General features: G+C 71.1%; 9 protein-coding genes. 7 read left to right on the top strand and 2 right to left on the bottom strand.

All coding sequences use genetic code 11. From position 1 onward, the window contains the following. The first annotated feature begins 55 nt into the window (after positions 1 to 55). From KVT44_RS46185 to KVT44_RS46155, 7 genes are all read left to right on the top strand, one after another. A complete protein-coding gene (locus KVT44_RS46185; protein WP_217574187.1) occupies positions 56 to 1,600 on the top strand; it encodes a sugar ABC transporter ATP-binding protein in 1,545 nt (514 codons plus the stop codon). Continuing rightward, complete coding sequence (locus tag KVT44_RS46180; protein WP_217574185.1) at positions 1,597 to 2,622, top strand: ABC transporter permease; 1,026 nt, start codon at positions 1,597 to 1,599, stop codon at positions 2,620 to 2,622. Before KVT44_RS46185 ends, KVT44_RS46180 begins: the two co-directional genes overlap by 4 nt. 30 nt (positions 2,623 to 2,652) lie before the next feature. Continuing rightward, entirely contained in the window at positions 2,653 to 3,681 is a 1,029-nt protein-coding gene (locus tag KVT44_RS46175; RefSeq protein WP_302832193.1) for a substrate-binding domain-containing protein, read from the top strand. A gap of 94 nt (positions 3,682 to 3,775) precedes the next feature. Further along, the gene (gene tal, locus KVT44_RS46170) at positions 3,776 to 4,894 is read left to right on the top strand and encodes a transaldolase (RefSeq protein WP_217574182.1); all 1,119 of its coding nucleotides are present in this window, start codon (positions 3,776 to 3,778) and stop codon (positions 4,892 to 4,894) included. After that, positions 4,887 to 6,965, top strand: coding sequence for a transketolase (gene tkt / locus KVT44_RS46165; RefSeq protein ID WP_217574180.1), 2,079 nt, complete (start codon positions 4,887 to 4,889; stop codon positions 6,963 to 6,965). The genes tal and tkt overlap by 8 nt, the downstream gene beginning before the upstream one ends. A gap of 264 nt (positions 6,966 to 7,229) precedes the next feature. Continuing rightward, positions 7,230 to 8,174 (top strand): hypothetical protein, encoded by a 945-nt coding sequence (locus tag KVT44_RS46160; RefSeq protein ID WP_217574179.1) that lies wholly within the window; start codon positions 7,230 to 7,232, stop codon positions 8,172 to 8,174. A gap of 3 nt (positions 8,175 to 8,177) precedes the next feature. Continuing rightward, positions 8,178 to 10,934: an AfsR/SARP family transcriptional regulator gene (locus KVT44_RS46155; protein ID WP_217574177.1), complete on the top strand. Its 2,757-nt coding sequence runs from the start codon at positions 8,178 to 8,180 to the stop codon at positions 10,932 to 10,934. Positions 10,935 to 11,251: 317 nt separating this feature from the next. Here KVT44_RS46155 and KVT44_RS46150 read toward each other — a convergent pair whose 3' ends face one another. Both KVT44_RS46150 and KVT44_RS46145 read right to left on the bottom strand, forming a co-directional pair. Next, positions 11,252 to 12,100 carry an SDR family oxidoreductase gene (locus KVT44_RS46150; protein WP_217574175.1) on the bottom strand — a complete coding sequence of 283 codons (849 nt, stop codon included), beginning with the start codon at positions 12,098 to 12,100 and terminating at the stop codon, positions 11,252 to 11,254. 108 nt (positions 12,101 to 12,208) lie between these two features. Then, positions 12,209 to 13,195, bottom strand: a complete 987-nt coding sequence (locus KVT44_RS46145) for an amidohydrolase family protein (protein ID WP_217574172.1) — start codon at positions 13,193 to 13,195, stop codon at positions 12,209 to 12,211. Positions 13,196 to 13,268: the final 73 nt, after the last annotated feature.

Genomic DNA, 13,268 nt, shown 5'->3' with positions numbered 1-13,268 from the left:
GACCGGATCGATCGGTACGGCCGCAACGCACGACAGCCCGACAGCGGGAGACACCGTGAGAAATACGGCCCTCGAATGCCGGGGCCTGGCCAAGGCCTTCGGAGGGATCCCCGTCCTGCGCGGGGTGTCCCTGAACCTGGAACCCGGCACTGTGACGGCCCTGGCCGGTGAGAACGGCGCCGGCAAATCAACACTGATGAAGATCGTGTCCGGTCAGGTCCGGCCCGACGCCGGGGACGTCCTCGTGGGCGGAGAAGCGCTGCGCCTCGCGGACGCGCGGATCGCCCGTGAGCTCGGCGTCGGGATCGTGCCGCAGGAACTGGCGCCGATCCTCGACATGACGGTGTACGAGAACCTCTTCGCCGGCCGGGAGCTCAAGCGCCGCTCCGGCCTGCTCGACCGCCGTCGGATGGCCGCTCAGGCACGCGAGATGCTCGAGGTGTTCGGTGTCGACATCGACCCCCAGGCCCCGATGCGACGGCTCACTGTGGCCCTGCGCCAGATCGTCGAGATCACCAAGACCACGTCATGGGGCGCCCGGGTGGTGCTGCTGGACGAGCCGACCTCGGCCATCTCCGGGCACGAGGTGGAGCGGCTGTACGGCGTGGTCGACAAGCTCCGCGAGCGCGGCGTCGCCATGCTCTACACCACCCACAAGATGGAGGAGATCCGGGCGATCGCCGACCGCGTGGTGGTCCTGCGGGACGGTGCGCTCGTCGAGGACCGCCCCTGTGCCGACATCACGGACGACGAGATCGTCCACGCGATGATCGGCCGCGAACTCGACGACCTGTTCCCGGCGCTGCCCGCCCCCGGCGACGAAGTGGCCCTGCGCGTCAGCGGTCTGCACGTGGCGGGCTATCCGGAGCCGGTGGACTTCCAGGTCCGTGCCGGTGAGATCGTCGGTCTCGCCGGTCTGGTCGGTGCCGGACGCACGGAGCTCCTCGAGGCGTTGTTCGGTGCGCGCGCCAGCACCGCTGGTGAGATCACGGTGTCCGGTACGGCGGTACGGCGTCACAACGCCGCGTCCTCGATCAGCGCGGGCATGGCCCTCGTCCCCGAGGACCGCAAGGGGGCAGGGCTCGTCCTCGGGATGAGTGTGCTCGACAACGCCACGCTCCCGCGACTGCCCGACTTCAGCCTCGGAGGCTGGCTGCGAAGCGGCGCACGCACGGCGGCCGTGGACCGGGCGATGACCTCGGTGCACCTGCGCAGCAAGGGCCTCGGCCAGCAGGTCGGCACCCTGTCCGGGGGCAACCAGCAAAAGGTCGTCCTCGCCCGGTGGCTGACCGGACACGTCAAGGTGCTGCTGCTCGACGAGCCGACCCGTGGCGTCGACGTCGGTGCGCGCAGCGAGATCTACCGCATCGTCACCGACCTCGCCGCCTCCGGCATGGCGGTGGTCATGGCGTCCTCGGACATGGCCGAAATCCTCGGGCTCGCGCACCGCGTACACGTGATCCGCGACGGCGCCGTCGCGGGCAGCCTGGACCGCGCCGAACTGTCCTTGGCCGACGCCCAGAGCCGCATCTTCCGTCTCGCCGCCGGACTCGACGGCACCTCCACCACCCTTCCCCTCTCCCAGGACGACGCTTCATGATCACGCAACAGTCCCCGCCCACAGACTCGCCCCACGCGACCGGCGCGGCCGTAGCCGCAGCCCCACTGCGCCGGCTCAATGCGGCGCGGTTGCGGGAGTTCGCGCTCAGCCACGCGATGGTCCTCGTGATGCTGCTGGTCGTCATGTACTTCAGCTACCGCAGCGCTCGTTTCGGCACGCTCGACAACTTCCAGACGATCACCACCGCCGCCGCGCCCTTCGCGCTCATCGCGGTCGGCCAGACCCTCGTCATCCTCACCGGCGGCATCGACCTGTCGGTGGGCAGCGTGATCGCCGTGAGCGCCATGGCCTCGGCCTCGACCGTCGCGGGACATCCAGACCGGCTGTGGACGGCCCTGCTGGTCGGCCTGGTCACCGGCCTCGTCGCCGGCTCGATCAACGGAGCGCTGGTCGCCTGGCTCAACGTACCGCCGTTCGTGGCGACGCTCGGTATGCTCACCGCGGCCTCAGGCATGGCCTATGTCATCGGCGACGGGGCACCGATCAACGGCCTGCCCGCGAACTTCAACCAGATCGCCGGCACCCGGATCCTCGGGCTCCAGCTGCCCGTGGTCGTGATGATCGTCGGGATCGTCGTCCTCGCCGTGGTCATGCGCTACACCGCGTACGGCATGCGGGTCTACGCGGTCGGCGGCAACCGGGTCGCTGCCGAACTCGCCGGCATCAAGGCACACCGCGTGCTGTTCAGCGTCTACGCCCTCAGCGGCCTGCTCGCCGGCCTGTCCGGCGTGATGCTGGCATCCCGTGTGCTGTCCGGCCCGCCCACGCTGGGCTCGGGATACGAGCTGGACGCGATCGCCGCGGTCGTCATCGGCGGCGCGAGCCTCATGGGCGGCCGCGGCACGATCTGGGGGACCGTCCTCGGTCTCTTCCTCATGCAAACCCTCAACAACGGCCTCGACATCCTCGTCGTGCCCGCCTACTGGCAGAAGGTCATCAAGGGCGTGCTCATCGTCGCCGCTGTCACGGTCGACGTGTGGGCCAACAGCCGACGCCGCTGACTCTTCTGCCCCTTTCGAAAGGTAACTCTCATGAACAGACGAACCCTGCGGTTGGCGGGCACCGCCGCATGCGCCATGGCGCTGGTGACGACAGCCGCGTGCGGGGCCGGTGACACGGGTGCGGACAAGCTCCGTATCGGCGTCACCGTCTATGACATGTCGTCCTTCATCACCCAGGGCAAGGAAGGCATGCAGGCCTACGCCAAGGCCCACAACATCGAACTGGTCTGGAACTCGGCCGGCGGCGATGTCAGCACCCAGGCCACCCAGGTGGAACAGCTGGTCAACTCCGGCGTGGACGCCCTGGTCATCGTGCCGGTCGAGGCCAACTCGCTCGCCCCGCAGCTCGCGGAGGCCAAGGCGAAGAACATCCCCGTGGTGGCCGTGAACACGACGCTCACCAGCTCCTCGGCGCTGGCCGCCACCGTGCTGCCCGACGATGTCGCCGCCGGGGAACAGGAGATGCAGATGATGGCCGACAAGCTCGGCGGCAAGGGCAACATCGCCATCCTGCAGGGTCCCCTCGGGTCCTCTCCCGAGCTGGACCGCTCGCGCGGTATCAACAACGTGCTCAAGAAGTACCCCGGCATCAAGGTGCTCGCCAAGGACACCGCCAACTGGAACCGCGACCAGGCCGTCGACAAGGTCAAGAACTGGATGTCCAGCTTCGGTGGCAAGCTCAACGGACTCGTCTCCGAGAACGACGACATGGGCCTTGGCGCGGTGCAGGCGCTGAAGGAGGGCGGCGGGAAGAAGATACCGGTGGTCGGTATCGACGGGATCGAGGACGGGCTGCGTGCCGTCCAAAGCGGCGACTTCATCGGTTCCTCGCTGCAGCACGGCCGGGTCGAACTCGCGGAAGGCCTCGCGGTGGCCCAACGCATCACCGAGAAGAAGACGGTCCGCACGCACTACTCGTACATCATGCCGCCGATCACCCAGTCCAACGTCGCCACCTATCTCGACCACGTGGTGACCGGCAAGGACGCCTTCCTCAAGCGGCTTCCCGCTCTCGTCGACGCCAACCTGCAAAGCGGAAGCCTGGCCAACGAGAAATGAGCCGCCCGGTGGGGGCAGTCCCGGAGCCGGCCTCCCCCCACCACTCCCCGGTCCCTGCCCGGGGCATGCCAACACCCCTTTTACAGGAGCACCCTTGAACGACACACTGCGCCGGCTCAACGACGCGGGGACCGCCGTCTGGCTGGACGACCTCAGCCGCGACCGCCTCGACTCCGGCGAGCTGGCACGGCAGGTAGGCGAAGGCCTGATCGCCGGCGTCACCACCAACCCCACGATTTTCCACCAGGCCATCACGGACAGCAGCGCCTACGACAGCCAGTTGGCCGCCCTCGCCCGGCTCGGCACCACCCCTGCCGACGCCCTGCGCCTGCTCACCTGCACCGACGTACGGCGCGCCGCGGACATCCTGCGCCCGATCCACGACGCCACCGGCGGGGTCGACGGCATGGTCTCCATCGAGGTCGCTCCCGGTCTTGTGCACGACACCGCGGGCACGCTGGCCGAGGCCCGGCTGCTCCACTGGCTGGTCGATCGCCCCAACGTCCTGATCAAGATCCCGGCCACAGACGCGGGCCTGTCCGCCGTGGCCGACTGTCTCGCCGAGGGCATCAGCGTCAACGTCACCCTGATCTTCGGACTTGCCCGCTACCGGCAGGTGATGGAGGCACATCTGGACGGACTGGAACGCGCTGCGCAGGCGGGCCACGAGGTCTCCCGCATCGCCTCCGTCGCCTCGTTCTTCGTCTCCCGTGTCGACGCCGCCGTCGACGCACGCCTCGACAAGAGGGACACCGCGCAGACACGCGCACTGCGCGGCCGGGCCGCGATCGCCAACGCACGGCTCGCCTACGAACTCCACGAGCATGTCCGCTCCGGGCAGCGCTGGCAGGCGCTCGCCGCGCTCGGCGCCCAGCCGCAGCGCCCGTTGTGGGCATCGACGGGGGTGAAGGACCCCGCGTACGACGACACCCGCTATGTCGTCGAACTCGCCGCGCCCGACACCGTCAACACCATGCCTGCCGCCACCCTGAGCGCCGTCATCGACCACGGCGAGCCGCGCGGCGACACCGTACGTGGCCAGTACGAACAGTCCCGCAGCACCCTTGAGGAGCTTGGCGCCGTAGGCATCGCCCTCGACACGATCACGGAGGAGCTGGAGACCGACGGCGTCGCCCGCTTCCAGGACTCCTGGCAACAACTGACCGCCGACATACGCTCCGTGCTCGGCGCCGAGGAGAACCCCGATGCCTGAACTGCTCACCGCCGGCGAGGGCCTCGACGACCTGTGCGTCACCACCCTGCGCACCCTGGCCATCGACGCGGTGCAGGCCGCGAACTCCGGCCACCCGGGTGCCCCGATGGCGCTCGCCCCCACCGCCCACACCCTGTGGCACCGCTTCCTGCGCTACGACCCCACCAGCCCCCTGTGGCCGAACCGCGACCGCTTCGTCCTCTCCGGCGGCCACGGCTCGGCGCTGCTGTACGCGCTGCTGCACCTGGCCCGGGTCACGGAGGTCACCGCCGACGGAAAGGTGTCCCAGCGCCCGGCCGTCACACTCGAAGACCTCCAGCGTTTCCGGCAGTTGGACTCGCGGTGCGCCGGACACCCCGAGCACGGCCTGACCACCGGAGTCGAGGCGACCACCGGCCCCCTGGGCACCGGTGTCGCCTCCGCGGTCGGTATGGCCGTCGCCGCCCGCTGGCTCGCGGCCCGCTACAACCGCTCCGGATATGAGCTGTTCGGATACGACACGTACGCGCTGTGCGGCGACGGCGATCTGATGGAGGGGGTCGCCGCCGAAGCTGCCTCGCTCGCCGGGCATCTGAAGCTGGCCAACCTCTGCTGGATCTACGACAGCAACCGGATCAGCATCGAGGGCAGCACGAGCCTCGCCTTCACCGAAAACGTCGCCGCCCGCTTCCGGGCGTACGGCTGGAAGGTCACCCGCGTCACCGACGCCAACGACCGGACGCGGATCGGCCGTGCGCTGGGCGTCTTCCACGCCGAGCGCACCAAGCCCACTCTGATCATCGTCGAGAGCAGCATCGGCTACGGCGCCCCGACCAAGCAGGGCACGGCCGCCGCCCACGGCGAGCCGCTCGGCGAGGACGAAGCCGCCGGTGCCAAGCGGTTCTACGGCTGGCCCGAGGACGCCCGCTTCCTGGTGCCCGACGAGGCATACGCGCACATGGCAGCCGGCATCGCCGAGCGCGGGCAAGCACTGCGCCACGCCTGGGACGAGCAGTTGGAGGAGTACGCGGAGCAGTACCCGGAACTCGCCGAGGAGCTGCGCCTGATGCGGCGCGGGGAGCTCCCCGTCGGCTGGGGGCGGGACATCCCCGCCTTCCCCGCCGACCCGAAGGGCCTGGCCACCCGCGACTCCTCCGGGCAGGTGCTCAACGCGGTGGCCCGCAACGTGCCATGGCTGCTGGGCGGTTCGGCGGACCTCGCGCCGTCGACCAGGACGACGCTCACCTTCGACGGCGCCGGGGACTTTGCGGCGGACCATCCGCAGGGACGCAACCTCCACTTCGGCGTCCGGGAGTTCACCGCCGCCGCGGTCACGGGCGGCCTCGCCCTGTCGGGGCTGCGTGCCTACTGGTCGACGTTCCTGGTCTTCTCCGACTTCGCGCGCGGGGCGCTGCGGCTCTCCGCCCTCATGAAGCTGCCGGTCGTGCACGTCTTCACCCACGATTCCATCGCCGTCGGTGAAGACGGGCCCACCCACCAGCCGATCGAGCACCTCGCCTCACTGCGTGCGATGCCGGGCCTGGACGTCTTCCGCCCCTGCGACGCCAACGAGGCAGCCGAGACATGGCGTGTCATCGTGGGGCAGGCCGGCCGCCCGGCCGCTCTGGCCCTCACCCGCCAGGCCCTGCCCACCCTGGACCGTACGGTATACGGCCCGGCGTCCGGCCTGGCCCGGGGCGGTTACGTGCTCGCCGACCCGGCCGACGGCGAGCCCCCGGAGGTGCTGCTGATCGCCACCGGCAGCGAGGTGCACCTTGCCCTGGAGGCGTTCCACAAGCTGGCCGCCGACGGCGTCCGTGCCCGCGTGGTGAGCCTGCCGTGCTGGGAGCTGTTCGAGCGCCAGTCCGCCACGTACCGGGACGAGGTGCTGCCTCCGTCGGTCGCCGCGCGCGTCGCCGTGGAGCTGGGGTCTCCCTTCGGCTGGGAGCGCTACGTCGGTCGGGACGGCGCCATCGTCGGGCTCCGTTCCTTCGGGGAATCCGCTCCGATGGACGTTCTGCTCACGGAGTTCGGCATCACCGCCGAAGCGGTCACCGAGGCCGCACGAGCTCAACTGGCCGCCGCGGGCTGACAGCCCATCCCACAAGCGCGGTCCCCCGCGTGGGCCGAGCGTCCCCGACCAGACGCTGTCCGGCCCGCTGCGGGGGGCCGCCGTCTTCTCCCCGGTATGGAGCGGCGCCATCCGCCGGTTCCCCGTCAGCGACAGCCAGCTGTACCGCGCCCCGATCCACGAGCCGGCCACCGCCCGGCAGGACGCCTGGTTGATCTCATGGGGGCGTACAGCGCCGCACCCTCCCACGTACTGCCGACCCATCGCGCCGAGAAGGATCAAGCCATGACGACGGCCGCAGCCCTGTCGCGTCAACGGCCAGCCGCCGCCCGCTTCCGGAGGATCACGCACATCCCCGCCGCCGCCGAGGAGTTCCTGTTCGGCGCACTCTCCCCGAGCGACTGCCGGTTCACCCTCACCGACCAACTGCCGTGCGCAGAACTGCCGTACGAGGAGGGCGCCGGCCTGCCGCTCGATCTGCACTACGTCACGGAGGCCATGCACAGCATCTGCGAACTGGCCGCCAGCCGCGTGCCACGCTTCGCCGCTCTCGGTCAACTGGCCGTCGCCCGAGCCGTGGTGACCGTCGAGGGCGGCGAGTTCTGGCGCTGCACCACCCAACGGCGCCACGCCGTCATGGAGTCACGGCTACGAGGTGCCTTTCCACCCGCTGAACCGGCCACCCTGCAGTGCGACGCCACCCTCCTGGTCCAGGGCAAGCCCTACGCCTCCGGGTTCCTGCTGCTGCGGGAAGCGGCCGTACCCGAGAGCACGGGGAAACCGCCCCGGCGGCTGCCCTCCCGGCGGTCGGTTCCCGCCCAGGTGGCCCGCTGCGACCCGCGCAACGTGGTGCTCGCCGATCCCCGCTTCGACTCCCACGGCGTCATGCTCGCCGACATCGCACCCGATCCGGCCAACACCGCCTTCGACCCCGTGGCCACCTCCCGGGCCCGGATCACCATCACCGTCGAGGCCACCCGGCAGGCCGCCGTACTCGCCGCCGCGGAACTGCACGGATTCTCGGCCGCCCACTGCATACCCACCCGCTGGAGCGCCGAACTCCCCGAAACCCAGGTGTTCCCCGACATGCCGGCGCGGTGCCGGGTGGTCGCCGGCCCGGTGGTCCGCGATGCCCTCGGGCGCCCCGAAACCACGATGAGCATCGTCCTGTCCAGCTCAGACGGGGGCCCGGCCGGGGCGGTCACCGTCACGCTGGCCCAGGACTGCTGACCGATGAGATTTCGGCTCCTGGGGCCGCTGGAGGTCCACCCGCAGGTCCCCTCGGCCGCCAAGCAACGGACCATCCTGGCCCGCCTCCTGATGGACGCCGGCCGCATGGTGTCCACAGACAGCCTGATCGAGGAGCTGTGGGGCGCCGGAGTGCCCCGCACCGCCCGCAGCACCCTCCAGGTCTACGTCTCCCAGTTGCGCAAGACGCTCGCCGTCGGCGGTGCCACGGCGCTCCTCACCCGGGCCTTTGGCTACCAGCTCGATCCGGGGGCCGGCGAACTGGACCTGCACTGCTTCCAGGAACTGAGCGCCGCAGGTGACCGCTCGTACACGGCCGGCGCATACGAGAAGGCGGCCGGCGAACTGACAAGAGCCCTCGCGCTGTGGCGGGGCCCGGCCCTCGCCGACGTGCCGCAAGGGACGTATCTGCGGGGTGCCGTGGACCGGCTGGAACTGCTCCACCTGGACGTTCAGGAACAGCGGATCTCCGCCGACATCTGGCTCGGCCGCCATCGCCAGGTCATCCCTGAGCTGACTGCGCTGGCCCGCGCCCACCCGCTCCGCGAGTCGCTGCACGCCCACCTGATCGTCGCCCTCTACCGTGCCCAGCAGACATCCGAGGCCCTGGCCCGGTACGCCGCCCTGTGCACCCAGCTGGCCGACGAACTGGGCGCCGATCCCGGCCCGGCGCTACGCGAGCTGCATCTGCGCATCGTACGGTCGGCCGAGGTCCGGCACGTCGAGGAGTGCCTCACCCCGCACTCCGATCCGATCGGGATCACGGTCCTGCGGGGGGCGGACCCGGCACCGCTACCGACCGCACCCGTCGGGCACCTGCCCCGTATGCCCAAGGTCTTTGTCGGCAGGGGCAAGGAGCTGGCCGAGGCCGAGGCTGTCCTGCGCGACCGCCGGCCCGGCATCCTCGTGGTCACCGGCGGCCCCGGCGTGGGTACTTCCACCGCCGCCGCCGAACTTGCCCACCGCACCGCCGGCGCCTTCCCGGACGGCCTGGTCTTCCTCTCTCTCCGGTCGCCCGACGGCGGCCACATGACGACCGGCCGGATCCTGGCGCTGCTGCTTCGTAAATTCGCCCCCGAGCGCGCCGGACGGTACGCCGTCCCGGAGCTCGACGTGCAGGAAATGGCGGACCTTCTGGCCACCGTGCTGGAGGGACGCCGGGTGCTGCTGGTCCTGGACGACGTCCACCACGAGGCGCAGGTCCGCCCGCTGACCGTGACCGATGCGACCCTGCTGCTGACCACCCGGCGCCGCGCGCTCGCTCTGGAGGGCGCCGTGTGTGTGCCGTTGGGGCCGCTGACACCGGACGACTCGGTGGCGCTCCTGTCCGGTGCGGCCGGCGGGGGAGCCGACGCCGTCCGGCAGGACCCGGAGACGGCCGGGGCCATCGCCGCGTATTGCGAGCACCTGCCCCTGGCGCTGCGCGCGGCGGCCGCCTGGTTCGGAGCCCACCCCTCCTGGCCGGCCCGCGTACTGCTCACCCGGCTCCGGGACCCCGCGACCCGACTGGATGCACTGGCCGTCGGCGACCTCGACATACGCGCCCGACTGACCGCCGCTGCCGATGAACTCCCGTCCCATGTCCGCAGGGCCTTCGGTCTGCTCTCCCTCGCTCCGTCCGGCGGTTTCGAGGCATGGGCCGCGGCCGCCCTGCTCAACGAGCCGACGCCACACCGTGCAGGCGAGCCCACCCCGCCTCCCGAACCGGCCCCGGAACCGGCGTGGGGCGACGATGCCGCACCGGGCACCGTCGTCCGCGGCAAGCCCGCGCCGCACGCCGTACGGGGCGAGAAGGCACTGGAGACGCTGTTCCAGACGCGACTGCTGGACGCCCGTACGGTGCCCGACGGGCCGGTGCGCTATCGGATGAACGGGCTCGCCGGCGCGGTCGCCACCGAACTGCTGGCCCACGAGGATCCGGACGGCACGCGGACCCGGGCTGCCGTGGAGCGGCTCAGCGCGGCCTACACCGCCCATGCCTGGCGGGCCATGCGGCTCCTGCTGCCCAGCCGGCGCCCCGCCCACCCGTCCGCTACCGGGCCTGCCCAGCCGGGCTTCGCCAGCGCCGCGGCGGCGCTGCACTGGTTCCGCGAGGAGTGCGACGCCCTCGCGGACCTCACGGGCCGGGCACACGAAGCGGGCCTGTGGACCTGGACCGGCGCGCTGGCCGAGAGCCTTGTCGGCTATTGCGAGGCGGGTTTCCTCTGGAAGACCTGGTCCCGGGTGAGCGTGCTGGCCCTGGACGCCGCTCGGCACGCCCGGGACCCGCGCGCCGAGGCGATCGCCCTGTGTTCCCGCGGCAGCCTGGCCTGGCAGCGAGGCCAGGCTGACCTCGCCGCCGCCCGCTTCGACCTGGCCTACCGCCGCGCTCGTCAGGCGTCCCACCGGCACAGCGAGGTCCTCGCCCTGATCGGCCTCGCGGACACCGAATACGGCTGGGGCCACTTTCTGTCCGCCCGTCACCTCTATTCCAAGGCCCTCGCCCTCAGCCACACCGAGAACCATCAGCACAGCACCTGCGACGCGCTGCGCGGACTGGTCCTGGCCGAGGCCGCCGAGGGCCACCTTCCGGCCGCCCTCGAAGCGCTCAGCACCGGCGCCGGCATCGCACGCGCTGCAGGCGACCGCCGTTGGTCCTGTTTCCTCGAACGGCTCGCTCACTGGCTCACCACCGACTTCCGGTCCGGCGGCCCCATCGAGGTGCGCCCCGGCGTCTGGCACGTGCCCGCCCACTCCGGCTAGGACCAGGCTGAATCGCCCCAGGCTTCGATAGGACGGCGGACGTCATGGTCGCGAGCGCCGCCGCGCGCCCGTGGGCTGGGCGCGCGGCGGCGGGGTGTGGTTCAGCCGGTGAGGGGGATGGTGCCCTTGATCGGGAGACCGTTGCGCGGGGTGACGGTTACGGTCAGGTGGGCGGCTGTTGAACACCAGTGAGGGTGATGCCGCCGTGGTTGTTGTCCGGCGCGGTGTGCACCGCAGCCACCCGGACGCACTGACAGGGCCGAGGTGACGGTGCCCACCGCCGTCACCTCGGCCCTGCCGGCCCGTGGCCGATGCACCTACACGGTGGGCAAGGTACCGCCGTCGATGACGTGCTCGGCCCCGGCAATCCCAGAGGCACGGTCGGAGCTGAGGAAGGCGACGAGCTCGGCCACCTCCGCGGTCGTCACCGGCCGGCCGAGGGGGATCCCGCCGGGGTACAGCGCGTCGGCGATCTGCCGCAGCACGGTGGCCCGGTCGGTTCCCGCATCGTGAGCGAGCCGGTCGGCCACCTCTTCGGTGGCGGGCGTCAGGATGAGGCCCGGGGCGACCGAGTTGACGCGGACGCCGGCCGGCGCGACCTCGGAGGCGAGTCCCTTGCTGTAGACGGTCAGGGCGGCCTTCGCGGCAGACAGCGCGATGCTGTTCTGCGGCGTGTCACCGCCCACCGCACCCAGCCGCACGTTCGTCAGCGGCATACCACGCTGGATGGTGGTGACGTGCAGCACGACACCGTGGCCGGCCGCGACCATGCCGGGCACGAGAGCCCGGTCCAGACGCACGGCGGCCATCAGCGCGATGTCCAGGATCTTGGTCCACTGCTGGTCGTCCACATCGGCGAAGCCGCCTTGCGTCAGGCTGGCGCCGACGTTGTGGATGAGCACGTCCAGGCCGCCTAGGTGATGGCGTACGTGGTCCACAACGGTCTCAATGCCGGAGACGGTGGACAGGTCGGCCGAGACGAAGACCGGGTGCGCCGCGTCGGACGGGGGTGCGGTGCGGGCGGTCACCAGGACGGTCGCGCCGGCCCGGCTGAGGCGCTCGGCGATCGCCGCCCCCAGGCCTTGGGTACCGCCGGTGACCAGGACGCGCTTGCCCCGCAGGTTCTCGTCGGGGATGTGGTCGCTGAGGGGAGAGGCGTGGGTCATTGTGGTCCGACTTCCGTGTGCGCGCCGGTGCGAGCACATCGCGCGCGGCGCCTGGGGGCGGTAGATGGGTGACGCGGGGGCCGGGAGGGCGAGTTCGCCGGCCCCGTACTACTGGGCCGGCGAACCCTGGGCGAGCTGCGGCATCAGACGTTCGGCGTTGCGGGTGGTCAGGGTGTGCCACGTATCGGGTGACGGCTGTTCGGCTGTGTCGAGGGAGGCGATCTGTGCGCTCACGCCGAAGCCTGGGGTCCAGCAGTAGTCGGAGCCGTACAGGATGCGATCAGAGCCGAAGCCCGCGGCCAGAGTGGGGATCTGCCGGGGGAAGGGGGTGCCGGCCATGTCGAACCACAGGCGGCTGATCTGCTCCAGGACGGTCTGCTCAGTGGTGTCGGCCTGGCCGGTGTCGCCGAAGACGGTGCGGAACAGCTCCATGCGGTCGGCGAGCAGGGGGATCGCGCCGCCACTGTGGGTGAAGATCCACTGGATGCCGGGATAGCGGCTGATGACGCCGTTGAAGACGAGGTCACTGATGGCACGTGCGGAGTCGAAGATGAACTCCAGCATGGGCCGGGGCCGTCCCAGGGCCACGGCATCGGCGTGCGGGGGAGAGGTGGGGTGGACGAAGACGACACCGCGGCGGCGGTCGAGTTCGCTCCACAGCGGTTCGTACCGCGCGTCACCGAGGTACACCCCGCCGGTGTTGGTGGTGACGGCCACGCCGTCGCTGCCCAGGACATCCAGGCCATGGGCGAGTTCGCTCAGGGCACCCTCCACGTCGGGCAGGGGCAAAGAGGCGAAGTGGCCGAACCGCCCGGGATGCCGGTGCCGGACCTCGGCCGCGTACTCGTTGACCGCCCGGCTCAGGAGCCGGGCCGCCTGATGGTCACCGAAGTGCACGCCGGGCGACGAGAGCGACAGCACGGAGGTGCGGATGCCGTGGCGGTCCATCAGCTGGAGGTGTTCGGTGGCGTCCCAGCGGGGCCAGTGAGGCATGCCGTCGGGGTAATGGTGACCCGCCGACCGGGCTGCCTCGACATACTGCTCCGTGACGAAATGGGCGTGCAGGTCGATGAGGAGACCGGCCGGCGTGGTCATGGGGTGATCCTTTCAAGGTGCTGCGCCGCAGCGGGAAGAGGTACTGCCTCCGTCCCGTGCCGCGGATGGGGCG

Origin of the sequence: Streptomyces sp. GbtcB7, assembly GCF_019091445.1 — a bacterium.
Taxonomy (GTDB): domain Bacteria; phylum Actinomycetota; class Actinomycetes; order Streptomycetales; family Streptomycetaceae; genus Streptomyces; species Streptomyces mirabilis.
Note: the sequence above shows the minus strand (reverse complement) of the source record. Positions and strands in the feature narration are given on the sequence as shown.